The 26,475-nt window shown below is 37.7% G+C and carries 30 protein-coding genes and 1 tRNA gene; 21 read left to right on the top strand and 10 right to left on the bottom strand.

Annotated features, from left to right (window positions below; all coding sequences use genetic code 11):
- Positions 1 to 7 precede the first annotated feature (7 nt).
- Positions 8 to 1,438, top strand: a complete 1,431-nt coding sequence (gene mltF, locus ETP70_RS09530) for a membrane-bound lytic murein transglycosylase MltF (protein ID WP_151900964.1) — start codon at positions 8 to 10, stop codon at positions 1,436 to 1,438.
- Here mltF and rsfS read toward each other — a convergent pair.
- Together rsfS and nadD are read right to left on the bottom strand one after the other, a co-directional pair.
- Complete coding sequence (gene rsfS / locus ETP70_RS09525) at positions 1,415 to 1,732, bottom strand: ribosome silencing factor (RefSeq protein WP_151900963.1); 318 nt, start codon at positions 1,730 to 1,732, stop codon at positions 1,415 to 1,417. The genes mltF and rsfS overlap by 24 nt on opposite strands.
- A complete protein-coding gene (nadD, locus tag ETP70_RS09520) occupies positions 1,692 to 2,264 on the bottom strand; it encodes a nicotinate (nicotinamide) nucleotide adenylyltransferase (protein WP_151900962.1) in 573 nt (190 codons plus the stop codon). The genes rsfS and nadD overlap by 41 nt, the downstream gene beginning before the upstream one ends.
- Before the next feature lie 62 nt (positions 2,265 to 2,326).
- On the opposite strand from nadD, the gene gap reads away from it, so the two are divergent.
- The 4 genes from gap (at position 2,327) to fabI (ending at position 6,149) form a co-directional block, all read left to right on the top strand.
- Complete coding sequence (gene gap / locus ETP70_RS09515; RefSeq protein WP_151900961.1) at positions 2,327 to 3,328, top strand: type I glyceraldehyde-3-phosphate dehydrogenase; 1,002 nt, start codon at positions 2,327 to 2,329, stop codon at positions 3,326 to 3,328.
- 10 nt (positions 3,329 to 3,338) lie between these two features.
- Positions 3,339 to 4,550: a phosphoglycerate kinase gene (locus tag ETP70_RS09510; RefSeq protein WP_151900960.1), complete on the top strand. Its 1,212-nt coding sequence runs from the start codon at positions 3,339 to 3,341 to the stop codon at positions 4,548 to 4,550.
- A gap of 1 nt (position 4,551) precedes the next feature.
- Positions 4,552 to 5,256, top strand: a complete 705-nt coding sequence (locus ETP70_RS09505) for a triose-phosphate isomerase (protein WP_151900959.1) — start codon at positions 4,552 to 4,554, stop codon at positions 5,254 to 5,256.
- A 71-nt stretch (positions 5,257 to 5,327) separates the two neighbouring features.
- Positions 5,328 to 6,149, top strand: a complete 822-nt coding sequence (gene fabI / locus ETP70_RS09500) for an enoyl-ACP reductase FabI (RefSeq protein WP_151900958.1) — start codon at positions 5,328 to 5,330, stop codon at positions 6,147 to 6,149.
- 201 nt (positions 6,150 to 6,350) lie between these two features.
- Here fabI and ETP70_RS09495 read toward each other — a convergent pair whose 3' ends face one another.
- Positions 6,351 to 6,767 carry a hypothetical protein gene (locus ETP70_RS09495; RefSeq protein ID WP_151900957.1) on the bottom strand — a complete coding sequence of 139 codons (417 nt, stop codon included), beginning with the start codon at positions 6,765 to 6,767 and terminating at the stop codon, positions 6,351 to 6,353.
- 107 nt (positions 6,768 to 6,874) lie between these two features.
- Between ETP70_RS09495 and ETP70_RS09490 the strand changes: the two genes are divergently transcribed.
- The 3 genes from ETP70_RS09490 to ETP70_RS09485 all read left to right on the top strand — a co-directional run bounded on the left by ETP70_RS09490 (position 6,875) and on the right by ETP70_RS09485 (position 9,382).
- Complete coding sequence (locus tag ETP70_RS09490; protein WP_151900956.1) at positions 6,875 to 8,200, top strand: hypothetical protein; 1,326 nt, start codon at positions 6,875 to 6,877, stop codon at positions 8,198 to 8,200.
- 98 nt (positions 8,201 to 8,298) lie between these two features.
- On the top strand, positions 8,299 to 8,415 hold the full coding sequence (locus ETP70_RS12830) for a nucleotidyltransferase domain-containing protein (protein WP_188109981.1): 117 nt from the start codon (positions 8,299 to 8,301) through the stop codon (positions 8,413 to 8,415).
- Between the two features lie 7 nt (positions 8,416 to 8,422).
- A complete protein-coding gene (locus ETP70_RS09485) occupies positions 8,423 to 9,382 on the top strand; it encodes an ABC transporter permease (protein WP_151900955.1) in 960 nt (319 codons plus the stop codon).
- Between the two features lie 170 nt (positions 9,383 to 9,552).
- On the opposite strand, the gene nusA is transcribed toward ETP70_RS09485, so the two are convergent.
- Complete coding sequence (gene nusA / locus ETP70_RS09480; RefSeq protein WP_151900954.1) at positions 9,553 to 10,689, bottom strand: transcription termination factor NusA; 1,137 nt, start codon at positions 10,687 to 10,689, stop codon at positions 9,553 to 9,555.
- Between the two features lie 352 nt (positions 10,690 to 11,041).
- Here nusA and ETP70_RS09475 point away from each other — a divergent pair, with 352 nt between their 5' ends.
- The 8 genes from ETP70_RS09475 to ETP70_RS09440 are packed head-to-tail and all read left to right on the top strand — an operon-like array spanning position 11,042 to position 16,588.
- Positions 11,042 to 11,287 carry an HP0268 family nuclease gene (locus ETP70_RS09475; RefSeq protein WP_151900953.1) on the top strand — a complete coding sequence of 82 codons (246 nt, stop codon included), beginning with the start codon at positions 11,042 to 11,044 and terminating at the stop codon, positions 11,285 to 11,287.
- 10 nt (positions 11,288 to 11,297) lie between these two features.
- Positions 11,298 to 12,602, top strand: a complete 1,305-nt coding sequence (miaB, locus tag ETP70_RS09470) for a tRNA (N6-isopentenyl adenosine(37)-C2)-methylthiotransferase MiaB (protein WP_151900952.1) — start codon at positions 11,298 to 11,300, stop codon at positions 12,600 to 12,602.
- Positions 12,595 to 13,218, top strand: coding sequence for a lysophospholipid acyltransferase family protein (locus ETP70_RS09465; protein WP_151900951.1), 624 nt, complete (start codon positions 12,595 to 12,597; stop codon positions 13,216 to 13,218). The genes miaB and ETP70_RS09465 overlap by 8 nt, the downstream gene beginning before the upstream one ends.
- On the top strand, positions 13,208 to 13,663 hold the full coding sequence (locus ETP70_RS09460) for a hypothetical protein (RefSeq protein ID WP_151900950.1): 456 nt from the start codon (positions 13,208 to 13,210) through the stop codon (positions 13,661 to 13,663). Before ETP70_RS09465 ends, ETP70_RS09460 begins: the two co-directional genes overlap by 11 nt.
- Complete coding sequence (locus tag ETP70_RS09455) at positions 13,644 to 14,480, top strand: tyrosine-type recombinase/integrase (RefSeq protein ID WP_151900949.1); 837 nt, start codon at positions 13,644 to 13,646, stop codon at positions 14,478 to 14,480. The genes ETP70_RS09460 and ETP70_RS09455 overlap by 20 nt, the downstream gene beginning before the upstream one ends.
- Positions 14,474 to 15,511, top strand: coding sequence for a hypothetical protein (locus ETP70_RS09450; protein WP_151900948.1), 1,038 nt, complete (start codon positions 14,474 to 14,476; stop codon positions 15,509 to 15,511). Before ETP70_RS09455 ends, ETP70_RS09450 begins: the two co-directional genes overlap by 7 nt.
- The gene (locus tag ETP70_RS09445) at positions 15,508 to 16,041 is read left to right on the top strand and encodes a hypothetical protein (RefSeq protein ID WP_151900947.1); all 534 of its coding nucleotides are present in this window, start codon (positions 15,508 to 15,510) and stop codon (positions 16,039 to 16,041) included. The genes ETP70_RS09450 and ETP70_RS09445 overlap by 4 nt, the downstream gene beginning before the upstream one ends.
- Positions 16,031 to 16,588 carry a hypothetical protein gene (locus ETP70_RS09440; RefSeq protein ID WP_151900946.1) on the top strand — a complete coding sequence of 186 codons (558 nt, stop codon included), beginning with the start codon at positions 16,031 to 16,033 and terminating at the stop codon, positions 16,586 to 16,588. The genes ETP70_RS09445 and ETP70_RS09440 overlap by 11 nt, the downstream gene beginning before the upstream one ends.
- Here the strand turns inward: ETP70_RS09440 and tilS are convergent.
- The gene (gene tilS, locus ETP70_RS09435; protein WP_151900945.1) at positions 16,534 to 17,526 is read right to left on the bottom strand and encodes a tRNA lysidine(34) synthetase TilS; all 993 of its coding nucleotides are present in this window, start codon (positions 17,524 to 17,526) and stop codon (positions 16,534 to 16,536) included. The genes ETP70_RS09440 and tilS overlap by 55 nt on opposite strands.
- A complete protein-coding gene (rimO, locus tag ETP70_RS09430) occupies positions 17,507 to 18,832 on the bottom strand; it encodes a 30S ribosomal protein S12 methylthiotransferase RimO (protein ID WP_151900944.1) in 1,326 nt (441 codons plus the stop codon). Before rimO ends, tilS begins: the two co-directional genes overlap by 20 nt.
- A gap of 246 nt (positions 18,833 to 19,078) precedes the next feature.
- Here rimO and ETP70_RS09425 point away from each other — a divergent pair, with 246 nt between their 5' ends.
- Positions 19,079 to 20,215 carry a BaiN/RdsA family NAD(P)/FAD-dependent oxidoreductase gene (locus tag ETP70_RS09425; RefSeq protein WP_230973260.1) on the top strand — a complete coding sequence of 379 codons (1,137 nt, stop codon included), beginning with the start codon at positions 19,079 to 19,081 and terminating at the stop codon, positions 20,213 to 20,215.
- A gap of 10 nt (positions 20,216 to 20,225) precedes the next feature.
- On the opposite strand, the gene ETP70_RS12595 is transcribed toward ETP70_RS09425, so the two are convergent.
- Both ETP70_RS12595 and ETP70_RS12590 read right to left on the bottom strand, forming a co-directional pair.
- The gene (locus ETP70_RS12595) at positions 20,226 to 20,375 is read right to left on the bottom strand and encodes a globin family protein (RefSeq protein WP_230973259.1); all 150 of its coding nucleotides are present in this window, start codon (positions 20,373 to 20,375) and stop codon (positions 20,226 to 20,228) included.
- A gap of 14 nt (positions 20,376 to 20,389) precedes the next feature.
- The gene (locus ETP70_RS12590; protein WP_230973258.1) at positions 20,390 to 20,602 is read right to left on the bottom strand and encodes a globin family protein; all 213 of its coding nucleotides are present in this window, start codon (positions 20,600 to 20,602) and stop codon (positions 20,390 to 20,392) included.
- A 124-nt stretch (positions 20,603 to 20,726) separates the two neighbouring features.
- Between ETP70_RS12590 and uvrB the strand changes: the two genes are divergently transcribed.
- The gene (gene uvrB, locus ETP70_RS09415; protein WP_151900943.1) at positions 20,727 to 22,709 is read left to right on the top strand and encodes an excinuclease ABC subunit UvrB; all 1,983 of its coding nucleotides are present in this window, start codon (positions 20,727 to 20,729) and stop codon (positions 22,707 to 22,709) included.
- Between the two features lie 123 nt (positions 22,710 to 22,832).
- Positions 22,833 to 23,393, top strand: coding sequence for a DedA family protein (locus ETP70_RS09410; protein WP_151900942.1), 561 nt, complete (start codon positions 22,833 to 22,835; stop codon positions 23,391 to 23,393).
- 37 nt (positions 23,394 to 23,430) lie between these two features.
- Here ETP70_RS09410 and pckA read toward each other — a convergent pair whose 3' ends face one another.
- A complete protein-coding gene (gene pckA / locus ETP70_RS09405; RefSeq protein ID WP_151900941.1) occupies positions 23,431 to 25,020 on the bottom strand; it encodes a phosphoenolpyruvate carboxykinase (ATP) in 1,590 nt (529 codons plus the stop codon).
- A gap of 208 nt (positions 25,021 to 25,228) precedes the next feature.
- Between pckA and ETP70_RS09400 the strand changes: the two genes are divergently transcribed.
- Both ETP70_RS09400 and ETP70_RS09395 read left to right on the top strand, forming a co-directional pair.
- Positions 25,229 to 25,303 (top strand) — tRNA-Val (locus ETP70_RS09400).
- Positions 25,304 to 25,404: 101 nt separating this feature from the next.
- Positions 25,405 to 26,088 carry a hypothetical protein gene (locus ETP70_RS09395; RefSeq protein ID WP_151900940.1) on the top strand — a complete coding sequence of 228 codons (684 nt, stop codon included), beginning with the start codon at positions 25,405 to 25,407 and terminating at the stop codon, positions 26,086 to 26,088.
- A 5-nt stretch (positions 26,089 to 26,093) separates the two neighbouring features.
- Here ETP70_RS09395 and ETP70_RS09390 read toward each other — a convergent pair whose 3' ends face one another.
- Positions 26,094 to 26,426 (bottom strand): SprT-like domain-containing protein, encoded by a 333-nt coding sequence (locus tag ETP70_RS09390; RefSeq protein WP_230973257.1) that lies wholly within the window; start codon positions 26,424 to 26,426, stop codon positions 26,094 to 26,096.
- Positions 26,427 to 26,475: the final 49 nt, after the last annotated feature.

Below are 26,475 nucleotides of genomic sequence, written 5' to 3'. Positions count from 1 at the left end.
TAATGCAATGAATAGATACATGTACAGCTTCATATTACTTGTTTTTGCACTCTCTTTTTTTGCATTTGGCTGGGTGAGCCATACTGCCTATGTGCCCTATGAAAAAGAGCAGGAGCAAACACTGCTTGATACAATTCGCGAAAACAAAACTTTAAACGTTGTTCTGCTCAATGCTCCTTCGACCTACTATATAGGTCCAGATGGTCCACAGGGTTTTGAATATGATTTGTTACAGTCATATGCAGAACATTTGGGAGTGGATTTGAATATTACAACAGCACATACTGTCAAAGAAGCGATAGCACTCTCCAAAAATCCAAATATTCATATCACATCTGCATCTTTGTCAAAAACACCACACAGAGAAAAAAAATTTCACTTTGGACCTTCGTATTTTGAAGTCGAAGAGCAGGTGATTTGTAACAGAGGAATGTTGCGCGGATCAAATTTTCCAAGAAATGTGGAGGAGTTGGCAGGATTAAATATTATGGTAGGTGCTGATACGAGTTACAGCGAAACGATAAAATCACTTCAGGCAGACGGATATGAAATAAATGCAACGACAACTTCAGAATATTCAACAGAAGAGTTACTTGAAAAAGTTGCCAAACATGATATAGACTGCACAATAGCGGATTCAAATATCTATGCACTTAATTTGCGGTATTTTCCTGAAATAGCACTTGCTTTTTCCATCAGTAAAAGAGAACAGTTGGCATGGCTGCTCCCAAAAAATGCAAAAGAGCTAGAAGCTGATATGTATGCCTGGCTCAATGATTATAACCAAAAAGGCAAGATGACACAGCTTAAAGACCACTATTACAGCTATATTCTTTTCTTTGATTATTATAATACAAAAATGTTTTACAAAAGAATGAAAAGCAGACTGCCAAAGTATGAAAAATATTTTAAGTATGCTGCAAAAAGATTTGACATTCCGTGGACACTGTTGGCATCTGTTTCGTATCAAGAATCACACTGGAATGCAAAAGCCAAAAGTTTTACAGGTGTTCGCGGGTTGATGATGCTGACACAACGTACAGCAAAGATGTTAGGTGTGAAAAACAGATTGAATCCGAAAGAGAGTGTAATTGGCGGAACACGGCATTTAAAACAGATGATAAAATTTGTTCCCAAAGAAGTAGAAGGGGAGAACAGACTAAAATTTGCCCTGGCTGCTTACAATATAGGTATGGGACATATAAAAGATGCGCAAAAGCTTGCAAAAAAACTAGGACTTAATCCAAATATCTGGAGTGATTTGAAAATAGTACTGCCTCTGCTCTCGCAAAAAAAGTATTACAGAACTTTAAAATACGGATATGCAAGAGGGGCAGAGCCTGTCAAATATGTTGAGTCCATCTATAACTATAAAGATATTTTAGATAAACAAAACAAGGTGTTGAAAACTGATCTAGTGACTTCCAAGCTCCCCTAAAAATGTTTCCATATCATACTTTGTTCTGTATTCCGGAGTCATGATGTGAATAAGTATATCGCCCAAATCAACAACAATCCAGTCACCGCTTTCATCTACATTGTTAAAATGTTCGGCAGGTTTGAGTTCATTTTTTAAATGGTCCAAAAGGGCAGTGGTGTGTTTTTGTCCAAGAGAAGAGGCTATAACCGCATAATCAACGAAATAGTTTTTGTCACGGAGATCAAAAACCTCTATGGATTCCGCTTTGTTTTTATCGAGTGTGTTTACTATGTTTTGTATTCTGTCTTGCATTGTGTTCCTTGTAATATTGTGTTATTTCATCTCTGACTTTTTTTGGTATTTTTGAACTGTCAAAATTTTCTCTTAACATAGATGAAGATATGTCTTCATCTATGTTAAGCTGAATGAAATCTTTTGGTACTTTTATACGGTCTCTTGTGACAATTATAAAAGTTACCAGTTTTTTCAGTTCATCATAAGCATACCATTGATGCAGTGATTTTAAATTATCTGCACCGATAACCAAATAAATTTTGTCATAACTATCCAGCAAATGTTTGACTGTCGCAACTGTCGGCACTTTTTTTTTCAAGTCGACCTCATATGAACTGACTTCCACATCTTTATAAGATGAAAAAATATCTCTCAGCCATTGCAGCCGTAACTCAGCCGGAGCAGTAAAAGTTTTTTTAAACGGATTTAAAAAAGTAGGCATTACCACTACTTTGTCAATAAAGTCCAGTTCGCCCAAAGCCTTGACTATTGCCTCATGTGCGATGTGTGGAGGGTCAAATGAACCTCCGTAAAGTGCTATCGTTTTCATTTAATGCGAATTATAACTAATTTTGGATAAAATTACCCAATTATTTTATATTAGGAACTATAATGGCACTAAAAATAGCAATTAACGGATTTGGTAGAATAGGTCGTTGTGTGGCACGTATTGCACACAAAAGAGATGATGTGGAAGTTGTCGCTATAAATGACACTGCAAATATAGATATGATGATCTATCTATTGAAAAATGACTCTGTTCACGGAACATTTGAGAGTGAAGTTGTGCAGCTTGATGATGAAAACATTGCAATTGACGGGAAAAAAATAAGAGTTTTTTCTGATCGTGATCCAAAAAACCTGAAATTTGCCGAATGTGGCGCTGATATGGTTTTGGAGTGTACCGGTGTCTTTTTGACACAGGAGTCCGCGCAGGTGCATATTGACAACGGTATACAAAAAGTTCTTTTTTCTGCTCCTGCGAAAGACAAAGCAACACCGACATTTGTGATGGGTGTCAATGAAGAAAAATATGCGGGACAAAAAATTGTCTCAAATGCTTCATGTACAACAAACTGTCTGGGTCCTGTTGCCCGTGTTCTTGATGATGCATTCGGTATTGAAAAAGGCTTAATGACGACTATCCACTCTTATACCAACGATCAAAATATTTTAGATGTGAAACACAACAAAGACAAACGCCGTGCCCGTGCCGGTGCTATAAACATGATTCCTACAACTACAGGCGCAGCAAAAGCCATCAGCCTTGTAATGCCTCAGCTTGAAGGAAAACTGCATGGGCAGTCAGTACGTGTACCGACACCTGATGTTTCTATGGTTGATTTAAATGTTGTCGTTTCCAAAAATACAACAAAAGAAGAAGTGACGGCTGTTTTTAACGAAATGGCAGATACAAGACTCAAAGGGCTTTTGCATATGGATAAAGAGATGCGCGTTTCTCAAGATTTTGTAGGCTCGCAGTTCAGTGCAGTTGTGGCAGAAGATTTGACACAGGTTATCGGCGGTAACATGATAAAAGTTATGGCATGGTATGACAATGAGTGGGGTTATTCGTCACGACTTTTAGATATGGCTCTTCATATTTCAAAATAGGACAAAAAATTTGGAACTATTACACCTTAAAAAATTAGATATAGCAAATAAGAAGGTCTTCATTCGATGTGACTTTAATGTGCCTATGGATGAGTTTGGAAATATTGCAGATGACCGTCGGATTCGTTCTGCCATAGCCACTATCAACTATTGTCTTGATTTGGACTGTGCTGTTATATTGGCATCTCATCTTGGTCGTCCGAAAGGAGAAGTTGTAGAAAAATACTCTTTGGCTCCTGTCGCAAGGCGTTTACAGCAACTTTTAAAGCGTCATGTAGCGTTGGCAAAAGATGTTGTCGGTGAAGATGCTATGCAAAAAGCAAAAGATTTGCCCCGGCATGAGGTACTTTTGCTTGAAAATTTGCGCTTCGAGCCGGGGGAGACAAAAGATGATGCAGAGTTGTCAAAAAAGCTTGCATCAATGGCAGAGTTTTATATCAACGATGCTTTTGGTGTCAGTCACCGAGCGCATGCATCTGTACACGGCATTACAAAGTTTTTTGACAATGAGCACAAAGCAGCCGGCTTTTTGCTTGAGCGTGAGATTCAGTACTTTTCAAAACTTATGAACAATCCTGTCCGTCCGTTTGCTGCTATTATCGGTGGAAGCAAGGTTTCAGGTAAACTTGAAGCACTTGTAAATCTGCTGCCTAGAGTTGACAAAGTATTCATCGGCGGAGGCATGGCTTTTACATTTTTAAAACAGATGGGTTATGAAATAGGCGCTTCTCTTGTGGAAGATGACTTACTGGAAGAAGCACAAAATATTATGGATGAAGCAAAAAGACTGGGTGTGAAATTCTATCTGCCAGTGGATGTTATAGCAGCAGAAAAATTTTCTGAAGATGCTGTCAGTAAAATTGTCACAGTGCAAGAGATTCCACAAAAATGGATGGGACTTGACATCGGTCCTGCAACTGTAAGACTGTACAGAGAGGCGCTCAATGATGTCCAGACAGTACTGTGGAACGGACCTATGGGCGTCTATGAAATGGAAAAATTTGCCAGAGGTTCATCAAAAATAGCACATTTTGTAGCAGATACCTATGCCACGACAGTCGTAGGCGGTGGTGATACTGCTGATTTGGTAAAAAGAGTGGGCGTTGATGAAGACATCAGCTTTATATCTACAGGCGGCGGTGCTTCATTGGAGTTGCTTGAGGGCAAGGTTCTTCCGGGTGTACAACCTTTGATGGTAGAAACTACAGATAAAAAGGACTAAGATGATTATTGCAGCGAATTTGAAAACAAACCTTACAAGAAAAGCGACACACAAATATATGCAAAAGTTGGATTCCTGTGTGCAAAAGAGTTCACAAGAGGTTATAGTTTTTCCTGCAATATCATCCCTTGATGCTTATAAGACGGATATCACTGTAGGTGCCCAAAATGCATATCCTGTTGAAAAAGGAGCTTTCACGGGTGAAATAGGGCTGGAACATCTTGCAGAGTTTGGCATCAAAACTATACTGATAGGGCACAGTGAGCGCCGTCATATTTTGGGTGAATCTCAAGAATTTATAGCAAAAAAATTTGAATATTTTAAAGCACAAGGATTCCAAATTGTTTATTGTGTAGGCGAGCCACTGGCTGTGAGAGAGTCTTCAAAAGAGGAGATGCTTGCATATTTATATCAACAATATGAAGGCATTGATACCCAATATGAAAACCTGATTATTGCCTATGAACCTGTTTGGGCTATAGGTACGGGCAAAATACCGACGCTAGAGGATATAGAGGATATTCACTCCGAATTGAAGAAAAAATCATCTGCACCTCTTTTATACGGTGGCAGCGTGAAAGTCAACAATGTTAAAGATATTTTGCAGGTAAAAAATGTTGACGGTGTTTTAGTCGGCAGTGCAGCATTATATGCTGAACATTTTTGTACAATGATAGAGTCGGCAGACGAGTTAGACCACATCTAACCGAAACCCGTACTCCAATTCGGGCTTTGCGTCTTTAAAACTAAAATTTTAATTATAAAGGAAAAAATCGAATGATAATGAAAGGAAAAAAAGGCTTAATAGTAGGTCTGGCAAACAATAAATCCATAGCATACGGCATAGCAAAAGCCTGTGCGGCACAGGGAGCTGAAATGGCTTTTACATATTTGAATGATGCCTTGAAAAAAAGAGTAGAACCTATAGCAAAAGAGTTTGGAAGTGACTGTGTATATGAGTTAGATGTCTCAAATGAAGAGCATATGTCCGGGATTGCTGCTAAAATTGAAAAAGATTTTGGAAAAATCGACTTTTTGGTCCATTCTGTTGCGTTTGCACCAAAAGAGGCACTCTCTGCACCTTTTATGAAAACAACAAAAAGTGCATTTCAGATTGCCATGGATATTTCTGTCTACTCTTTTATTGATTTGACCAATCGCTTGGAATCTGTTTTGTCTGATGATGCTTCCATCTTGACACTTTCCTATCTTGGCGGACCAAAATACATTGTAAATTATAATGTAATGGGCGTTGCAAAAGCAGCTTTGGAGTCGAGTGTACGTTATATGGCAGTTGAACTCGGTGCCAAAGGGCAACGTGTCAATGCTATCTCTGCAGGACCTATCAAAACACTTGCCGCTGCAGGGATAGGTGATTTTAAGCAGATACTGAACTGGAATGAAACAAATGCTCCATTGAAGCGAAATGTAACAATAGACGAAGTCGGCAACTCTGCAATGTATCTGTTGAGCAATCTAAGCTCAGGTGTAACAGGTGAAGTGCATTATGTGGATGCAGGGTACAACATCATGGGTATGGCAGCCGCAGCTACTAACGAAGAAGGCAAAACTGTCTTGGCATGGGATACCAGAAAATAGGATTTCTTAGCTTACATGTAAGTTAATTAAGTTTTTGGAACCCAGATTTCAATCTGGGCTGAGAAGATAACAAAGTTACAGTCGGCATTACAGAAAAAAATTTAGTTTTTCTCACAAGTCATGCTTTAGCATAGAAAGTACCGATTCCGAAAAAACCCGGAACCCGTACTTCAGTGCGGGCTAAACTGCAAAAAAACGGGATTATTTCCCTATAACAGGCATATTTTCCAGTTTTTTCACATGAGAATCCTTTTCATCAGAAGGATGTAATTTTGAATATGCTGCCGCTTTGTCAACATACTCTTGAAGTGTAAAGTTCCTTTCCTTGTCCTCTACATATTTTTCTTCCCTGTCGTTGCTGGTATTTGTAGCGTTCATATCTACTTTTTTCATATATTTTTTTTGCACTTTTCTGTCTTCATTTACAGTAGGTGTCCACTCATTTTTGAGCCAACTGTCGAGATTTTTTTGTATTAATCCCGGTTTTGCTTTGCCGTTTGAGTTACTTATCTTATTTAAATCACTGTTTTGTGATGGTGCCACAGGAGCGTCTGTCGCGCATCCACTGAGTAATATAAAGAGTGGTATTGTTAGTGATGTTGTAATTAATTGTTTCATATTGTAATTATATCTTATTTTGTATAATAATTCATCACTTTAATGAAAAGTTAAGAGTTGATTATGCTATACTACCCGTGAAATTTGTAAAAGGATAAGGAGAAAATATGAAATTTACAAAAATGAGTTTGGTGGCAGCACTGTTAATAGGTTCAAGTGCATTTGCAATTGATAATATAAAAGTTAGTGGTGATGCTAAGCTATTTTATCAAACTACTGATGGTGTAAGTGGTGCACAAGCTATTAAAAATGCTACAAATGGAACGAATGATACTGGTTCACTTTTTTCAAAAGATTCAAGTTCAGCAGATGCAGCATTAAATTTAAATGTTACAGCTGATCTTGCTAAAAATAATATAGTTGCAATTAGTGCTGGTGCTGGTTATACAGTACTCTCTACGCTTGGATTGGAAAATAATCTTGTATCAAATGTATGGGGTGGTGCACATACTGCGGTAACAGGTACAGGTTCTACATATGGACAAGTATTAGGTGGAGCAAAAGTTGAAAATGCAAACTGGATGAATGAAGCTTGGATTGCAGCAACAACAGGAAAAACTACTGCTAAAATTGGTCGTATGGAGTTAGATACTCCTTTGGCATTTACAGAAACATGGTCTATTGAAAAAAATACTTTTGAAGCAGCTGTAGTAATTAATCAAGATGTTCCAGATACTACATTAGTAGGTGCATATATCGGAAACGGTAATGGTACAGAAGTTTTTGGACAAAATGCACAAAGTAATGTTCAAACACTTGGATTGGCTTCAGCAGCTGTAGTTAACGGCGAAGGAACATTTACTACATACGGTACGAATGGTGCTTATGCAGTAGGTGTAATAAATAACTCATTTAAACCATTAACTGCACAAGCATGGTATTACAGTGTTACGCGTGTTGCAGATGCTTATTGGTTGCAAGCTGATTTAGATACTACAGATTTAGGTATAGAAGGTCTTACTTTAGGTGCGCAATACTCTAGTGTGAAATCTGTAGCAAATGGTGCAACGGCTGACACGGTATACGCGTTACAGGTAGGGTATGCAATGAAAGACTTGTTTGCTGCAAGTCTCTCTTACTCATCAGTAAATAATGATGGTTCAATTGGTTATGCAGGTTTTAATACGGCAACGAATATGACTACTGCACAAACAAAACTTTACACAGAAGTATGGTGGAACTATGGACAGGTTACTATGAGTGATACTGATTCAATCCACTTAACAGTTACATCACCTGTACAGGGTTTATTTGATTTAGGTGTTTATTATACAGATGTTAACCATAAAGCAACTGGTAGTCAAGATCTTAAAGAACTTACAGTAACTGCTGGCAAATCATTTGGACCATTAGATGCAACATTAGTATTTATTAATACAGATGCAGCAACAAATGACAATATAGTACAAGCATATTTAACTTTAAACTTCTAGTCTAAACTTTTCTAGCTCCCTTTCGGGAGTTAGTCTTTTCTCCTCTTCTTCAAAAAAACTAACAAAGATATTTTTTTAACTTATGATATAATATCTTTATGGCAAAAATTAATGAAATAGAATTTGCATATCTGTTTGGCTCCTATGCAAAAAATAATCAAACAGAGAGTAGTGATATAAGACAATACTCTGAATATATACGAAAGGGTTTATAGCAGAGATATGACACTTTTTATGAAAAAAACAGCCTACATCCTTTTTATGTTACTGCTCATCTCAATCATTTCTTTTTTAGCTATTCACGCTGCACCAAACAGTTTTTTTGGAGCGGGAGAATTGAATCCGAATATGACGAAAGAGGCAATAGAAAAACTAAAAGCTGTGTATGGACTGGACAAGCCACTTCTTGAGCAGTATATTTCTTGGGTGAAAAACATTACTATGCTTAATTTTGGCATATCATTTGTAAGTGGTCAGGATGTAAGTTCTGAGATACTCAAACGCCTGCCTGTAACTCTTTGGATGAACAGTATCTCTTTGGTTGTTGTTTTTGTGCTATCTTTATATCTGGGTATCGAAGCAGCACTCTCGTATGAAAAAAAGAGCGACTATATTATTCGTCAAATATCTTTAGTCTCTTTTTCTATGCCCTCATTTTATCTTGCATTGATTTTTATTATTCTTTTTGCCATAAAACTTGAATGGTTTCCTATAGCGGGACTTCATTCGATTGAAGCAAAAGAGGGTTTTGCAAATTATACAGATATGGCATGGCATGTGACTTTGCCAGTGTCGGTAATGATTTTTACAGGCTTGGGAAGTATGATAATTTATATCCGGTCACTGACTCTGGAGATACTCAAAAGTGATTATTACTTTTTTGCACGTGCCCGTGGCTTAGGAAAAAAAGAGCTGTTGCGATATTATATTTTACCAAATTTGATGCCACCTGTTATAACTCTGTTGGGGCTTTCTTTGCCCGGACTCATCGGTGGGAGTGTTATTTTGGAGTCTATTTTCGGTATAGAGGGGATGGGACAGCTTTTTTACATCTCGGCATTATCACGAGACTACCCCATCATTATGGGGATTTTGATGATAACAGCATTGTTGACACTACTGGGAAATATGTTGGCAGATCTGCTTTTGTTGAAATTAAATCCTTATATGAATAGAACATAAGTAAGCAAGAACAGTCGGCACTGCAGTACCGATTCCGGACCCCAAGGAACCCATCCTTTTAATGCTAAAGCATAACTTAGAAAAAAACTAAATTTTTTTCTGTAGGGTGGGCCGAAATTGGTATAAGTGTAACAACAGCCGGCATTAATGCACCGATTCCAAAAATTTTTCTAGTTAAAAAGTGCCTCCAACGCATCAACACTCTCTTTTTTCTCTTCTACGGTACCGTCTTCATTTGTAGTGACAGCATCATTTTCTACAAGTTCTATCTGTAAACCTGTGAGCATTGAAGCCAGACGGATGTTGATACCGCTTTTTCCGATTGCCTTGCTTTTTTGGTCGGCAGGCAGTGTAATGATGGCTTTTTCATTTTCGCCCTCTTCGTTTTTGACAATTTCTACATGAGAGATGATAGCCGGACTCATTGTACGTGATACAAAAAGTTCAGGAATGGTAGTATACTCTATACAGTCAATGTTTTCACCAATCAACTCTTGGCTTACCGCATTGATACGCACACCCTTGACACCGACTGTTGCACCGACAGCATCCACTTGCGGGTGTGTGCTTATAAGAGCGATTTTTGCTCTCTCACCCGGAATACGGGCTGACTTTTCTATGATGACCGAACCCTCTGCAATTTCTGGCACTTCAAGTTCCAAGAGTGCTTCTAAAAATTTTGGACTTGTCCGAGAAAGTTCGATTTGCATCCCGTTTTCTTTGTCCATATTTACACGCCTTACAACCGCTTTTATGTGATCACCCACTTCAAATATTTCGCCTTTTATACGGCTTTTCATTGGTAAAACTGCACGAATTTCATCCACTTCGATGTATGTGTTATTTTGTGCATCAACACGTGTAACACGACCGCTGACAAGTGTACCTACTTTGGATTTGTATTTGTTATAAATTTCATCTTCCACAAGTCGTTGTATATGGTACTCTATTTCACGGTGAAGTTGTGAAGCGGCTGTTCTGCCATAGTCCTCAAGGTCATGGTCAATTTGGAGTTGATCTCCGATTTCTACCTGATCATCATACTCTTTTGCTTCGGTAAGTGAAATATATGCGGGGGCAATCTCTTCATCCTGGAGTTTTTCATCATTATCAGCAACAACTGTGATTGTCTGAATAATTTTTAAATTTTTTGTATCTTCATCAACATCTGCTTCAAAAGCAAAGTTTTGTCCGATTACACGTTTTGCAGTTTGTACAAAAGCAGTTTTCAGTGCTTCCATTACTTTTTCAGGTTGTAAACCCTTTTCATGACCGATTGCTTCGGCTATATCTAAAATTTTTTCCATAGGTATTTCCTTAGTATTTTTAAGAAATCTGACATTGATAATTGCTATGACGGGGGATTTCTTAATTGAAGTATATAATTGTATCCAAAATCTACTAAAAATAGCTTTAACCCAATTTTTAGTAGATTTTGAGTATAATCCAAAACTTTTATGAGTTATAAAAAGCCGCAATGCGGCGTGGACTTCCTGTCGAAGGAAACCTGTGCGCTGTAAGTGAAGCGAGGAAGTACCCTCGGGGTATTAACGCAGTCAAAGGAATCAAGGTACCCCATGAGGGTATATTTTCTTTGGCATGTAAATAGGGAATAAAAAGGTTCCCTTGAATGTATAGAATAAATTAAAGGAATAAGTAATGGATTTGAAATTTGCAAGAACTGATTTAGAAGCAAAACCGAAAAAAGTTGATTTAGCTAAATTGGATGCAGAAGTAGAAAAAAATGAGAGTATAATATTTTATTTTGACAGAGAAAATTCACATAAAGATTTACTCGAACTGCAAGACCATTACGAAGCAATGGGAAAAAGTTTTTATATGAGTGAAGTAAAGTACGGATTGTCAGACAATGACTACATGTACCAAGTTCACATCATGAGCTAAAGAGCAGTTTATGAGTAAAAAGTTATTTATTGAAACCTTGGGTTGTGCTATGAACTCTCGTGACTCTGAACATATGATAGCACAGTTACGCGAAAAAGAGGGGTATGAAACGACACAGACCCTTGAAGAGGCCGACCTTATTTTGATAAATACCTGTTCTGTAAGAGAGCGTCCTGTTCATAAGCTTTTCTCCGAGCTCGGCGGTTTTAACAAACGAAAAAAACCTTCGGCTAAAATCGGTGTATGCGGATGTACCGCTTCTCATCTCGGTGAAGAGATTATAAAACGGGCACCCTATGTTAATTTTGTTCTGGGTGCAAGAAATGTTTCTAAAATCGGTGAAGTCTTACATAAAGACAAAGCTGTGGAAATAGACATAAATTATGATGAGAGTGAATTTGCTTTTGATGATTTTAGAACATCCCCCTATAAAGCATATATCAACATTTCAATAGGCTGTGACAAGCGGTGTACATTTTGTATTGTTCCAAAAACACGCGGAGATGAAATTTCGATTCCTGATGATTTGATTATAAATGAAGCAAAACGCGCAGTCAGCAACGGTGCAAAAGAAGTATTTTTACTCGGGCAAAATGTCAACAATTACGGGCGCCGTTTTTCATCAAGTGAACATGAAAAGGTAAATTTTACGGAATTATTGCGAAGACTTTCAAAAATAGAGGGCCTGGAACGTATCCGTTTTACTTCACCGCACCCTTTTCATATGGATGATGAATTTATAGAAGAATTTGCCAAAAATCCTAAAATCTGCAAATCTATGCATATGCCACTGCAAAGCGGTTCAAGCAAAGTGCTCAAAGATATGAAACGCGGGTACACAAAAGAGTGGTTCTTAAACCGTGTGCAAAAACTGCGTGCAGAGTGTCCTGATGTAAGTATATCAACAGACATTATAGTAGCCTTTCCCGGTGAGAGTGATGAAGATTTTGCAGATACAATTGATGTGATGAAACAGGTAAAGTTTGATCAGATTTTTTCATTCAAATATTCTCCTCGTCCTGAAACAGAAGCACAGCATTTTACAAATACGGTAGATGAAGAAGTAGCTTCAGAGAGACTTTCGTATCTGCAATCATTGCATAATGAACTTTTAGATGAGATCAATGCAAAGTATTTGGGACAAACTTTTCGTGTTTATTTTGAAAATCTAAATAAAGATAATTTTGTTTCAGGCAGAAGTGATAATAACCTCGTAATCAAAGTCAAAGGGAGCGAAGAGTTGTTAGGAGAGTTTAGAGATGTTAAAATTACTTCTATCGGCAGAACAATTTTAACAGGCGAAGTCGTTGCTTAAGAAGACAAGCCGTTCTCTTGCACTTTACCTCCTTCCCTTTACAGGCTCTTTGCTTATAAAACTACTCTACCTTACAAATAAAAAAGTTTTTCATGCGCCTGCAACACTTGGTGAAGAGAACTTCATAATGGCTTGCTGGCACGGGGAACTTTTGATGATTCCCTATGCCTATTTACACTACAGAAAAACTCCTCATGTAAAACTTATAATTTCAGATCATTTTGATGGCACACTCATCGCAAAAATACTCAGTTATTTTGGTTTTAAAACGATTCGGGGTTCAAGCAGACGCAATGCTGCAAGAGCGCTTTTGCAAGGGATAAAGGCTTTAAAAGAGGGATATGACCTGGGCATTACCCCGGATGGGCCAAAAGGCCCACGGCATGAGGTTGCTGACGGGATCATCGTCATGGCACAAAAAGCAGATGTGAAAATTACCCTTGTAGAGATCAAACCGAGCAGTTACTGGCAGCTGAATTCATGGGATAAGTTTGTAATTCCCAAACCTTTTGGTACAATTACCTATTATATAAGTGATTTGCTGGATATAAAAGGGCTTGAACTTGAAGAGGCCAGAGACTTGATTAAAAAGGGGTTACTCAAACATGAACAATAAAATTTTTTTTCCGGCTTTGGCTGCTCTTTTTTTAGTAATTATGGGTATCTACTTTTTGGTCAATCCCTCTTATGAAAAGTCTATAGAAGCGAAATATTATTATGAGATTGGTGATTATGAAGAAGCCTATAAACGTGCCAATGAGGCCTTCAGCCTAGACATATACAATCGCATGGCTGCAACAATAATGGCACAGTCCAAAACTTCCATAAAGTATAAAAAATACATAGATCAGGCAAAAGAGTATATGACTGAGATTAATCTTATAGCAGCTAAAGAGACCATAAGTGATGCGGACAGAGCCAAAATAAAACTGATGAGTGAGATAATGGTGGATTCTTATAAAAAACTTGCTCCAAGCGTAATTACAGATAAAAAGTTAGTACGTGAAGCAGCAAAATATTATAAAGATTTTGAGAAGCTTCTTGAAAAAGTCAATAGATAAATACAAAAAAGATTTTCTCACCTCCCTGGAAGAGCACAGAGGCTATTCAGATTTAACGATAAAAACCTATGCAGATGTTCTGAGTGAAGCATTCGGATACATAGAGACAGTGGAGGAAAACGGGCATACCGTTTTAAATTTGATGCCTTACAGGATTTTCATCGCTGGTTTAAATGCAAAAACAATTAGTAAAAAATTAAGCGCTGTTCGAAGTTTTGTTGCATTTGTACAAGAACAGGGTTTACATGTAACCTTGCAGGCGGATGAGAGTATAAAGGTTGCAAAGACACTGCCAAAGCCCATCTCTCATGAACATATTTTGGAAGCTTTGCAAAAGTGTGATTTAAAAGAAAAACTGCTGGTGAGTATGTTCTATACTGTGGGGTTGCGTATTTCTGAGCTTGCATCACTGGAACTGGAAAATATTTCGGGTGAATGGATACGGGTTACAGGAAAAGGTAATAAACAAAGAGATATACCGCTTCTCAAATCCACAAGAACACTCATTGATGAATATTTGTCAACTTTTGTGCTAAAAAAATTTCTTTTTGAAAAAAATGGCGAAAGATTAAGCGAAAATAGTCTAAGATATATGATAACTAAAATATTTAAGCGTGTAGCCTTGAAAGTCACACCCCACCAGCTTCGTCACTCTTATGCCTCCTCTTTGTTAAACGGAGGTGCACCGATAGTGGATGTCAGTGAACTGTTGGGACATGCATCCATGGCAACAACGCAGATATATACAAAATTAGGCAGTGCATTGAAACAACAAAATTACAACAAAGCACACCCCTTAGGGGAGAACGAGTGCTGAGCAGATTACTGGAATCTTTTTACCTTAAAGTCCTGGTGAATATTGTTGTCCAAAAAGAGAGTACCCTGGTTCATATAGAATTATATGGAAAAAAAGGAGTAATCGATGAGGTAAACTCTGAATTTCAAACAACCTCTCTCACCACACAAATGTATGATTTTATTTCTGAATACACAAAAGAGTCTCCCTACTTTTACATAGCTGTTTTAGATACATCTTTGGTGCAGGGAGCTCTTCCTTCATGTGAAAAAAACAAGTTGGACCATTATTTTGATTTGTCTATGTCAAAATACAAATGCTTTGAAAACAGATGGACTTTTTATACTGCAAAAAATGATATTTATGAGATAGAACGCAAATATGAAGATATTGGTGTTGATATGATATTTTCTCCTTTTGTTCTTTTGGCAAATTTTTTTCAGGATAAAATTAATGGAAATCTTGCAATGTATGTTCTTGTTCAAAACAATGTAATTTCTGTGGCTATTTTTGAACATTCAAATCTTCTTTATGCAGAACATCTGGATATGATTGCATCTGATGAAGCTGAAGATATTACACTTCATGAAGGAATAGATGAAGATATTGATACAAATCTTGATCTGGACCTTGATGAGGGTATTGATTTGGAAGATATAGATGTTGATGAGAATGACTTGGATTCTTTAGATGATTTTGGTGATATTGAAGATCTGGATTCGATTGAGGACATCGATGAGTTTTCCGAAAGTAAAGATGTTGAAGAAGAACTGTTTGAGAGTGAGAATGCGTTGCCTGAAGATGAACAAAATGAATCTTTTAATGAAGACTATCAGCGGTTTACACTCATTCAGTTGGCTGTTTCACACTTTTACAAAGATGAAAAATATGAAAGCAGATTTGTAGAGAATGTCTATATTGCCGATGGTACAGGGGTGACAAACGATTTAAAAAAGTACCTTGAAGAAGAGATGTTCTTTAATGTTTATGTAAGACAGGCTGATCTTGGAGCCGAGTTATGTGAACTCACAAAGCTGGAGCTTGGTTTATGAAATACAGCTATATAAAACCAAGAAAAAAGACGCCTCTGACACCGGAATTGCAAATAGTGTTCACTTTTTTTGCGATGACACTGTTAATGCTTCTTGCAACATATTCGTTCTTGCTTTATAAAGATTATACATTCATACAGGATAAGCAATCAATCATAGAACACAAAAAAGAACTTGAAGCCAGTATCAGTCATATGCAGAATCAAATAAGCTTTATTCAAAAGCAAAAGGCTTTAGCAGAAAAAGTATTTACACAAAATATGGTATTAAAAGATTCTATCGCAAACCTGTTTGACCTGGTGCCGCAACGCATCACGCTTTCGCGGGCACAACTTTTAAAAAACGGTTTGATACTGTATGGTATAACACCAAACAAAGATGTTTATAATTTTATGCTCCAGGCGCCATTACGTTCAATTTTTCATAAAACATACAGCAGCTTTTATCCTGCAAAGAATGGTTGGCTTATGTTTGTATCGACAAACTATATGGATGAATCACAGACAGAGGAGTTAGACAGTGAAAATTAAAATTTCCCGTCACTATTTATATATTTTACTGATATCTGTTTTTCTGTTTCTGTTTGTGCTTGTTTTTTCTTTTGGACTGCTTATTCCTAAAGGAAAAGAGTATCGCGAATCCAGGCTTGAGCTGCGAAAAGAGAATGCAGAGTTGCGTAAATATCAGGATTTTTATGACAAAACCCTCAAAACACTCAAAGATTTACAGAGTAAGAACAGACATATTATAACTGCATTTGATATGACATTTAACCCTGACAGGTTTGAAAAAAAATATAAAACTTTTTTTTCATCCTTACATGTAATGAAAGTGGAGCGCTCAAAAGATGAAGAGGGTTTTGCAACATATGAAGTTAATACAACATCCAAAATCAGTTCACCAAAAAATTTCTATAATTTTTTAGATGCACTCAACAAGGCTGACTGGATTATAGGCGTAAATTTTCCTATAGATTTTAAGCGTGAGGGAGAAATGATTAAGTCATCATTCACAATGAAAGTTTATACCAATAACAAAGATAAAAATTCTACTGCTTCCGGGTCTGTGAGTAAATAGCCCCGTAATTTCGGTTCTACATGTAAAGAACGCATTCTTTCTTTAAAATTTTTTGGCATATTGACGGGTTTTATATAGGGTGCAATCAAAATATACTCTGCCATCATCGTCACCACATACTTTCTGCCTATGACTAAACTGTCTAGAATTTGTAGCAATTTTTTTTCTTCGCCACTCATGAGATGATTGATTGATTTGAGATATTTGTCAATATGATAGATGTCATTTCTTCTTGTAGGTGTTTTTTGAAAGCAGGCGAGTTCATTTATCTTTTGCAAGGAAGTACTCTGTATCAAATCCCTTACATCCGCATCCATGTAGGCAAAACTTTTTTTGATACCCTGTGCATATTTTTGTAAAAGAGGGTTTGTGTAGTTGTGCCGAAAAATGTTGCGTGTATACTTTTCGTCCGCATTACTTGCATCTTCAAAATATCTAATGTTGTTTCCATGCAAATATTCAAGAAGTTCCTCTTTGTTTACATGTAACAGTGGTCTGTAAAGCATATAGCCGTTGCGCTGTGTTTTTTCCTGCATGCCGGCAAGTTCTGCACAACCGGCACCTTTGCAAAACTGCATAAGCATCCATTCAAACCTGTCTCCCAAATGGTGGGCTGTAAGGAGGGTGTCGTAACTATTCTGCTGTATAAGAGATTCAAAAAAATCATAGCGAATTTGTCTGGCATTGGCTTCAAAATTAGTTGTAATTTTTTGTGCGTGATGGACATTACATGTAAAGCCGTACTCTTTTGCCAAGGCTTTTGCATAGACTACCTCTTCTTTGCTTTGTTCTCTTATTCCGTAATCAACAATAGCAATATCAAATTTGATGTCATTTTCCAAAAGAAGAAAGAGCAGGGCAGTAGAGTCGCCTCCGGCAGAAAATGCCAGCAGGTTTTTTGTTGTTTGTAAGGCCTTTTTAGTCTTGCTTTTGAGCATTGTCTACGGTTGCTGTAAGAATATTTCCGACTAGCTCGGTAATTTTAGCAGGATAAATCTTGCCAAAATCCAAATCTTCATCAAGCGTTCTGTCATTGACATAAATTTCACCGTCAATCTCCGGTGCCCAGATAAGTTCTCTTGCGCTTAAAAGATACTCATGTTCATCACTCTCCCCGTCTATGACGATTTGTGTGGTTTTGCCGACCTCTTTTTGAAGAGATTTTTTTGTGCACTCTGCTGCAATATCACCAAGAATCTGTGCACGTTCAGCTTTGACTTTTTCTGAGATTTTATCTTGCATATCATGGGCTGAAGTCGTCTCTTCATCAGAATAGGAAAAAACATTGATGCGGTCAAAGCCGAAATTTTGTGCAAAATTACACATCTCATCAAACATTGCCTCTGTTTCATGCGGATGTCCGACGATGAAACTTGTGCGTACAAAAGAGTCTGGCAGGCTTCTCATGTAGTTCAGCAGTTTGAGTGTTTTTTCTTTGCCGAATCCGCGTTTCATAATACGCAGCATCTCATCGTTAATGTGCTGGATAGGCATATCAAAATAGTTGTGAAACACTTTGCTTTTTGCAATATTTTTCAGAAGTTTCATGCTTGTAGTTGAAGGGTAGAGATAGAGAATTCTCGCAGATTTGACACCCTCAATCAGTTCAATTCTCTGAATAAGCAGAGAAAGTCCGTCTTTGATATTTTGGTCACGCAGATAAGAACTTGAATCCTGTGAAACAAAAGAGAAATCCCAGTAGCCTTTTTTGACAAGTCCTTCAACTTCCTTGGCGATAGAATCTAAATTACGCGAGTTTAATTTACCTTTAAAAGAGGGAATCGCACAAAAACTGCATGTCTGATTACACCCTTCTGAGAGTTTGATGTAGGCATGGTATGTAGAACCTGTTACAACACGCTCAGCACCGTCAATAAGGTACACTTCATCAGAAAAACGGCTCTTTTTCTCAACCAAAAGCTCATCAATTTTGTCATAATCACCCACACCGGTAAAAATATCAACCTCGGGAATCTGCTCCATCAACTCCTCTTGATAGCGCTCGCTCAGGCAGCCTGCCATCACAAGAAGTGAATCCTCTTTTCGTGCATCATGCAGAGAAAGCACGGTATTGATTGATTCTTCTTTTGCCGCGTCAATAAAACCGCAGGTATTGACAATAATGACATCGGCTTCTTCATTATTGTCTGTGAGTTCAAAATTTTGTAGTTTTCCCATCATCACTTCTGTATCGACCAGGTTTTTGGTACATCCGAGTGAAACTATGTGGAGTTTGTTGCTCATATCTCTTCTTTGTATTGTTTTTGCTTCATGGCAATTTAAAATTCATTTTCTGAATGGCTTTTTTGAAACCCGTACTTTAATGCCCTCTTGGAACCGGTACTTCAGTGCCGGCTGTTGCAATAGTCTTGCCACTCTCAGCCCGGACTGAAGTCCGCGTTCCAAAAAAGCTGCTTCATTTAAGGCAATAAGATCAAAATTGATTTTAAATTACGATATATTTGTGTAATTATACCGTATAATTAGCCTATGAAAAACTATGATGTAATTATTCTTGGTGCCGGGGCGAGTGGACTGATGTGTGCAGGCAGTCTAAGTAAAAAAATGAGCATCGCTATAATCGAGGGCAATGAAAAAGCTGCCAAGAAACTCAAAATTTCCGGTGGAGGTAAATGTAATATTACCAATGTCAATGTGCAGATAAATAATTTTGACGGTGAAGAGAGATTACTCTCAGCAGCCTTTAAACAATTCACGAAAGATGATTTATTGGACTTTTTGGACAGAAACAGGGTAGCGTTGGAGCTGAGAAAAGGACGCTACTATTTTTGTAAAAACTCTTCGGATGATATTATCAATGTATTGAAAAAAAATGCAAAAAACAGTGAAATTATTTTGAACAACAAAGTGTTACATGTAAGCAAATCAGAAGATTTTTTTACAGTTACGACAGACAAAAACAAATACACGGCAAAAAAAGTTGTTGTAGCCACCGGTGGAAAAAGTTTTCAAACGCTTGGTGCAAGTGATGTAGGGTTGCAAATTGCAAAAAGCTTTGGTATCGGTGTGAAAGAATTTACGCCTGCACTTGTCGGGCTTACACTGCAAAAAGAGCAGTTTTGGATGAAAGAGCTCAGCGGGCTGAGCTGCTATGTACATGTAAAGGTGGCAGATAAAATGCTCAAAGAAGAGATGCTTTTTGCGCATAAAGGCATTAGCGGTCCTGCCATACTTTCTGCTTCACTCTATTGGAAAAAAGGGGAAATAAGCATAGACTTTTTGCCCAATAAAAATATTTTAGATTTGGTGCAAAAGAGTAAAAAACTGGTGAGTTCACTCATCCCCTTGCCAAAAAGACTTGCAAAAGCTCTTTTGTCCGCGATAGATTTTAAAGACAAAGAGTGTACAAAACTGAGCAAACATGACAAAGAGGCATTAAAAACATTGCACAATTATACCTTTACTCCTGCGGGAAATTTTGGTTTTAGCAAAGCGGAGGTAAGCAGAGGCGGTGTTTTGGCAGATGAGCTTACATATAATGGCTTGGAATCAAAAAAAGTAAAAGGTCTCTATTTTATAGGCGAAGTTGTAGATGTAACGGGCGAACTCGGGGCTATAATTTTCAGTGGGCATTTTCAAGTGCCTACAGTTGTGCTAAATTTATAAAATAAAAAATTTAAAGTTTCAATTGTTTCATAAAATTATTTGCAATCATTTCACCTCTGATCTTAAAAATATCTGCGGCTTTTTTTTCATACAGTCTGTCTATAGTTTCTGAAAAAAGTTCCAGCCATCTTTGAAAACTCTCTTTGTTAAGTCCGGGCATATCCAAGTGCGGTGTTATGGGGTACCGTTATAACTGTTGTCGCCTGTTGTCATCGCTGCCCAAAAGTCTGTCAGAAGATTAAGATGATGCTGCCATTCATCCGAAATCATCTCATCCCCAAGTTTTTCAATAAAAAAATCAGCGATAAGGTCGTCTTTGAGTACACTGCTGTAAAAGCGGTCAACCATAACGCGAATGTTTTTTTTCGTAATAGTTTGGTATTGCATAAAACCTCGTTTGTCTGTTTTGTATAAAATTATATTATATAATAGCAGAGGTTTACTTGATATAAATCAATCAGAAATACATTATAATCTTTGATGTTTCTTTCATTTGGCTATAATTCCATTAATGAAAAAGAAACCAGAATTTAAAGTAGTATCACCCTATGAACCGGCGGGTGATCAACCGACAGCTATAAAAAAACTCTCCGACTCCATACTGAAAGGGAATCGCTATCAGACACTTGAAGGGGTCACGGGGAGCGGAAAAACCCATACGATGGCACGCGTTATAGAAAATGTAAAAATGCCGACTATCATTATGACACACAATAAAACGCTTGCCGCACAGCTTTACTCAGAATTTCGTCAGTTTTTTCCAAACAATCATGTCGAATATTTTGTTTCTTATTATGATTACTATCAGCCTGAAGCCTACATCCCGCGTCAGGATCTTTTTATAGAAAAAGATTCCGCTATCAATGATGAACTTGAACGTCTTCGACTTTCCGCTACGGCAAACCTGCTTTCGTATGATGATGTTATCGTCATCGCCTCTGTTTCTGCAAACTATGGTTTGGGAGATCCTGAGGAGTACCAAAACATGGTGCAGTCTTTGGCCGTCGGTGATGAAATAGCGCAGAAGAAACTGCTTTTGCGTTTGGTGGAAATGGGATATTCCCGAAATGACAGCTATTTTGACAGCGGGCATATTCGCGTGAACGGAGAAAGCATAGATATCTATCCGCCGTATTTTGAACAAGAAGCAATCCGTGTCGAATTTTTCGGTGATGAAATAGAGGCAATTTATACCTTTGATGTCATAGATAACAAACGTCTTGAAGAGCATAAAAGTGTTACTGTTTATGCGACTTCACAGTTTAGTGTTTCTCAGGAAAAAATGGCTGTGGCTGTCAAACGCATAGAAGAAGAGCTTGATGAACGTTTGGCATATTTTCAAAAAGAGGGAAAATTAGTCGAGTATCAAAGACTCAAACAGCGTGTCGAATTTGACCTGGAGATGTTGCAGACAACCGGAATGTGCAAGGGTATTGAAAACTATTCAAGACTTTTGACAAATAAAAAACCGGGAGAAGCCCCTTTTACATTGCTTGACTATTTTGAACAAAACCATAAAGAGTATCTTGTTATCGTAGATGAATCCCATGTTTCTCTGCCGCAATACAGGGGGATGTATGCGGGTGACAGAGCCAGAAAAGAGGTGCTTGTCGATTACGGCTTTCGTCTGCCGTCAGCCCTCGACAACCGTCCGCTAAAGGCAGAAGAGTATATAAACAAAGCACCGTATTATCTTTTTGTTTCAGCAACGCCTTCTGAATATGAGTTGGAAATGTCGGCAGTCAAAGCGGAACAGATTATCCGTCCCACAGGACTGCTTGACCCTGTTATAGAGATAAAACCATCAGACAATCAGGTAGAAGATATCCATGATGAGATTAAAAAGACCATTGTCAAAGACGAACGTGTTTTAATTACGGTTTTGACGAAAAAAATGGCAGAGGCCCTGACAAAATATTTGGCGGATTTGGGCATTAAAGTACAGTATATGCACTCAGATATTGATACAATCGAGCGAAACCAAATTATTCGTTCATTGCGTCTGGGTGAGTTTGACGTGCTTATAGGCATCAACCTGTTGCGTGAAGGTCTGGATCTGCCGGAGGTTTCTCTTGTGGCAATTTTGGATGCGGACAAAGAGGGATTTTTACGAAGTGAAACGGCACTTGTACAGACTATAGGACGCGGAGCGAGAAATGAAAACGGTCGGGTTATTCTGTATGCAAACAAAATGACAGGCTCTATGCAAAGAGCCATCGACAAAACAAATGCAAGACGGGCAATTCAAGAAGCGTATAACAAGAAGCATGGCATAACGCCAAAAACAACAAAACGGGCCCTGGATGAAAATCTTAAAGTTGAAGATCATGGCGGGCTCTACCAAAAATACAAAAAACAGGATAAAATACCGCCAAGTGAAAGAAAAGCAATGATAAAAGAGCTTTCCTTAAAAATGAAAGAGGCTGCCCGTGAGCTAAATTTTGAAGAAGCGGCACGACTGCGTGATGAAATCACAAAAATTAAAAAACTTTAGATTTGCTTTTTGGAACCCGTATTTCAGTGCGGGCTTTGTGTCTTTCAAGATTCAAGACTGGGTTACAAAAAAATATAGCAATTTAGAAAGCAAAAAGCAATAAATAAGGAGCAACAATAAAATATGGAAGATACATTCAGTAATTTGGCAACATACGGGTATATAGGACTTTTTTTATACTCTTTAGGCGGCGGATTCATCGGACTTGTAGCAGCAGGTGTTTTGAGTTTTATGGGGAAGATGGATTTGACACTTTCAATCAGTATTGCCTTTTTGGGCAATGCGCTTGGAGATGTTTTACTTTTTTGGCTGACAAGATACCAGAAGTCTATGATGGTTGAGGGGCTGCGTAAACATAGACGTAAACTCGCACTTGCACATATACTTATAAAAAAACATGGGGATTGGGTTATTTTTATTCAAAAGTTTATATACGGTTTAAAAACTGTCGTACCGATTGCAATAGCATTGACAAAATATGACTTTAAAAAGTTTGCAATATTAAATATTTTTGCAGCTGCTGTGTGGGCTTTGGCATTTGGTTTGAGCAGTTACTACTTCGGGGCTGTTTTGAGTAAGTTTGCCCTGTATATTAATGATAACAAATGGATAGCCCCTGTAATTTTGCTTACTATCGGCGGAGCAGTTTGGATCTATCTGGAAAAGGCTACGAAAAAAAAATAGCTTGAAAGAGAGTAAGAGTAAAAAGCCAAAAAGCTTTTTACTTTTCTACCTTGGGACCTGCTGCAGAGAAGTCAAATTCGCTGTCGGCATCCTGGTATCTTTTAAAGTTTTCCACAAACATATCTGCAAGTTTGTCGCGGGTTGCGTCAAAGGCCTCTTTGTCTTCCCAGGCATTTCTGGGGTTTAAAAGGTCAGGGTTGATATCTCCCAGCGTTTTAGGTACCTGCAGTCTGAATGTTTCTGTTGTATCAAATTCACTTTCATTGATGGTACCGTCAAGTATGGCATTGATGCATGCACGGGTGTCTTTTAAACTCATACGTTTGCCGACACCGTATCCTCCACCGGTCCAACCTGTGTTGACAAGATAAACATTTACATTGTGTTTGTCAATTTTTTCGCCGAGAAGTTTGGCATACACTGTAGGATGCAGCGTCATAAATGCTTCACCGAAACATGCAGAGAACGTTGCAACCGGCTCGGTAATACCACGTTCTGTTCCGGCAACTTTTGCAGTGTATCCGCTGAGGAAGTAGTACATTGCCTGTTCTCGGGTCAGTTTTGAAACCGGAGGCAGTACACCAAACGCATCGGCAGAGAGAAAGATAATGTTTTCAGGGTGTCCTGCCATTAAATCAGGCTTGTGGTTTTTTATGTGTTCAATAGGATAAGAAACACGGGTGTTTTCGGTTTTGGAACCGTCATCATAGTCAACTTCACCGTCATCATGCATAACAACATTTTCCAAAAGTGCATCTTTTTTGATTGCACCGTAAATTTCAGGTTCACTTTTTGCGTCAAGGTTAATGACTTTTGCATAACATCCCCCCTCAAAGTTAAAGACGCCGTAATCATCCCAACCATGTTCGTCATCACCGATGAGGGCACGTTTTGGATCTGTTGAAAGTGTTGTTTTTCCGGTTCCGCTCAGTCCAAAAAACAGAGCAGTGTCTCCGCGTTCTCCAACATTTGCAGAACAGTGCATGGAGAGTTTTCCGTCAAGCGGCAGCCAGTAGTTCATCATTGAAAAAATACCTTTTTTCAACTCACCGCCATACCAGGTACCACCGATTATAGCCATGTTTCTTTCGATATCAAAGAGAACAAAAACTTCAGAGTTCATGCCGTGTTCTTTCCATTTGTCATTGACAGCTTTACAGGCATTTAAAACAGTAAAATCAGATTTAAATGATGCAAGTTCGGAAGGAGTGGGGCGAATAAACATATTTTTAACAAAATGAGACTGCCAGGCAATCTCTGTCACAAAACGAATAGATTTTTTTGAAGCGGGACTTGCGCCACTGTATACATCAGTCACATAAAGATTTTTCCCAGAAAGCTGTTCACGGGAAAGATCCAGAAGCTCATTGAAAATTTCTTCACTGATTTTTTGGTTGACATCTCCCCATGCTATGTATTTATTAGATGGTTCACGGTCAACAAAATATTTGTCTTTGGGTGAACGGCCTGTAAATATACCTGTATCTACAGCAGTTGCACCTGTTTTGGTTTTTCTTACTTCACCATTTTCAAGTTCATGCTTGATTAATTCATCATAGTCAAGGTTATGATAAATTTTTCCGACATTTTTAAGTCCTAAATCTTCTAATTCTTTTGTTATGCTCATAGTTTACCTTGTGGTATATGTAATAATTGATACTTTTTAGCAGTGTATCATCTCTAGAGCGAAATTATACTACTTCTAAACATAAATTAAAAGTAAAATAGATTGTTTTTCAAAATATTATAGAAAAGAAAAAGATATTCGCAAAAAGTTTGAAAAAGAAAATTGGTTTAAGGATTTTTTGGTAGAATTTTACTCTTCATTTACTACAGCTCGATTAACTCAGTGGTAGAGTACTACCTCGACAAGGTAGGAGTCACTGGTTCAAATCCAGTATCGAGCACCATCATAACAAAATTTATAAAAAAATCACATATTTGTTACTTAAGTTCCATTGCTTTTTATTCCAAAAGATGTATAATCATAAAAAACAGACAGGAGTATACAATGGAAAGAAAAATTATAATCGAAGGTGATATTTCTATAGTAAGTCTGAGCAATGTCGGGACTTTTGAGGAATTTAATTTAGAAAACGAGGAAATCAACGAAGAATCAGAAATAAAAAGCATTATGGAAGAGATTGATGCTTATGCGCAAAGCGGTGAGCTTGATGCTGTAACTGACGTATGTACATATAAAGTCATGAACGGTGAGGAGATTGAGTATCTTGCATGTGCTGATGAAGAGAATGAAGAAAAAGAAATTTCAATGGAGAGTTTTAAACTGGTCAATCAAACACTCAAACCTATTAAAAACCTCTTAACAAAGGCATGCAAGGGCGATATAATATATCTAAGAAAAGAGCAGGGAAAAGCAAATATAATGCTGAGTCTTGAAATAAACAACAGCGATGAGGCTATGAGCTTTTCCTATTTTGACTGCAGTACAGACCTGGATGAGTATGATTTATTGCGTGAGAGTTACTATGATGTAGTCTGTGATACTTTTTTACCAGAATCCCTGGCAACACAGGAGAATAAAGCTACTGTAGAAAATTTTGTTTTTGAACCGCAGATTATTTACGGGGAACTGTATAAAGTCATAGAAAATGAAGAGGGGCTGAAATCTTTACAAAAAATAGAATTTCCAGGATATTATTTTCAAGATGCCCAAAGAGATATTGACGAATAGGGAGATTATTTAAAGGGCATTTTTGACATGATAATCTCTTTTTGATCTACATAGCGCCTGCAGTTTTTTCCTCCCAGACTTTTACAGGTTTCTTGCCAAAGTCTGGAGTGCCCATCATTTCTTACAGCATTTTGATGGAGTTTAAAAAGAAGAGCATGGGCATATTCATGAGGGATTACATCCGAAATCATATAAGGCATACTCTCCTGCATTACCTTTTTGTTTAAAAATATCTTTATCTTTCCGTTTTTGTAAGAGGTCAGACCATAAAGTCTTCCCGGCACTTTATCTGTAATAATAATTGGAAACCTGTAAATGAAACCAAAATTGTCCTGCATGTGTTGTAAAACATCCTGCTCTTTTGCCTGTATTTGATTGATATATGTT

Source organism: Sulfurimonas hydrogeniphila (assembly GCF_009068765.1).
In the GTDB taxonomy this organism is placed as follows: Bacteria; Campylobacterota; Campylobacteria; order Campylobacterales; family Sulfurimonadaceae; genus Sulfurimonas; species Sulfurimonas hydrogeniphila.
The sequence above is the reverse complement of the archived record's forward strand: the minus strand, read 5'-3'. Positions and strand labels throughout refer to the sequence as shown.

Bases quoted from the DNA above. Each gene is read 5' to 3' on its own strand.
- nadD (WP_151900962.1), bottom strand. From the start codon at position 2,264: ATGAAAACGATAGCACTTTACGGAGGTTCATTTGACCCTCCACACATC.
- tilS (WP_151900945.1), bottom strand. From the start codon at position 17,526: ATGCTCAAAAGCAAGACTAAAAAGGCCTTACAAACAACAAAAAACCTG.
- ETP70_RS09445 (WP_151900947.1), top strand. From the start codon at position 15,508: ATGAAATACAGCTATATAAAACCAAGAAAAAAGACGCCTCTGACACCG.
- rsfS (WP_151900963.1), bottom strand. From the start codon at position 1,732: ATGCAAGACAGAATACAAAACATAGTAAACACACTCGATAAAAACAAA.
- rimO (WP_151900944.1), bottom strand. From the start codon at position 18,832: ATGAGCAACAAACTCCACATAGTTTCACTCGGATGTACCAAAAACCTG.
- fabI (WP_151900958.1), top strand. From the start codon at position 5,328: ATGATAATGAAAGGAAAAAAAGGCTTAATAGTAGGTCTGGCAAACAAT.
- ETP70_RS09485 (WP_151900955.1), top strand. From the start codon at position 8,423: ATGACACTTTTTATGAAAAAAACAGCCTACATCCTTTTTATGTTACTG.
- ETP70_RS12830 (WP_188109981.1), top strand. From the start codon at position 8,299: ATGGCAAAAATTAATGAAATAGAATTTGCATATCTGTTTGGCTCCTAT.
- nusA (WP_151900954.1), bottom strand. From the start codon at position 10,689: ATGGAAAAAATTTTAGATATAGCCGAAGCAATCGGTCATGAAAAGGGT.
- ETP70_RS09410 (WP_151900942.1), top strand. From the start codon at position 22,833: ATGGAAGATACATTCAGTAATTTGGCAACATACGGGTATATAGGACTT.
- gap (WP_151900961.1), top strand. From the start codon at position 2,327: ATGGCACTAAAAATAGCAATTAACGGATTTGGTAGAATAGGTCGTTGT.
- ETP70_RS09460 (WP_151900950.1), top strand. From the start codon at position 13,208: ATGAACAATAAAATTTTTTTTCCGGCTTTGGCTGCTCTTTTTTTAGTA.
- ETP70_RS09395 (WP_151900940.1), top strand. From the start codon at position 25,405: ATGGAAAGAAAAATTATAATCGAAGGTGATATTTCTATAGTAAGTCTG.
- ETP70_RS09425 (WP_230973260.1), top strand. From the start codon at position 19,079: ATGAAAAACTATGATGTAATTATTCTTGGTGCCGGGGCGAGTGGACTG.
- ETP70_RS09390 (WP_230973257.1), bottom strand. From the start codon at position 26,426: ATGCAGGACAATTTTGGTTTCATTTACAGGTTTCCAATTATTATTACA.
- ETP70_RS12595 (WP_230973259.1), bottom strand. From the start codon at position 20,375: ATGCCCGGACTTAACAAAGAGAGTTTTCAAAGATGGCTGGAACTTTTT.
- ETP70_RS09475 (WP_151900953.1), top strand. From the start codon at position 11,042: ATGGATTTGAAATTTGCAAGAACTGATTTAGAAGCAAAACCGAAAAAA.
- miaB (WP_151900952.1), top strand. From the start codon at position 11,298: ATGAGTAAAAAGTTATTTATTGAAACCTTGGGTTGTGCTATGAACTCT.
- pckA (WP_151900941.1), bottom strand. From the start codon at position 25,020: ATGAGCATAACAAAAGAATTAGAAGATTTAGGACTTAAAAATGTCGGA.
- mltF (WP_151900964.1), top strand. From the start codon at position 8: ATGAATAGATACATGTACAGCTTCATATTACTTGTTTTTGCACTCTCT.
- ETP70_RS12590 (WP_230973258.1), bottom strand. From the start codon at position 20,602: ATGCAATACCAAACTATTACGAAAAAAAACATTCGCGTTATGGTTGAC.
- ETP70_RS09495 (WP_151900957.1), bottom strand. From the start codon at position 6,767: ATGAAACAATTAATTACAACATCACTAACAATACCACTCTTTATATTA.
- uvrB (WP_151900943.1), top strand. From the start codon at position 20,727: ATGAAAAAGAAACCAGAATTTAAAGTAGTATCACCCTATGAACCGGCG.
- ETP70_RS09490 (WP_151900956.1), top strand. From the start codon at position 6,875: ATGAAATTTACAAAAATGAGTTTGGTGGCAGCACTGTTAATAGGTTCA.
- ETP70_RS09505 (WP_151900959.1), top strand. From the start codon at position 4,552: ATGATTATTGCAGCGAATTTGAAAACAAACCTTACAAGAAAAGCGACA.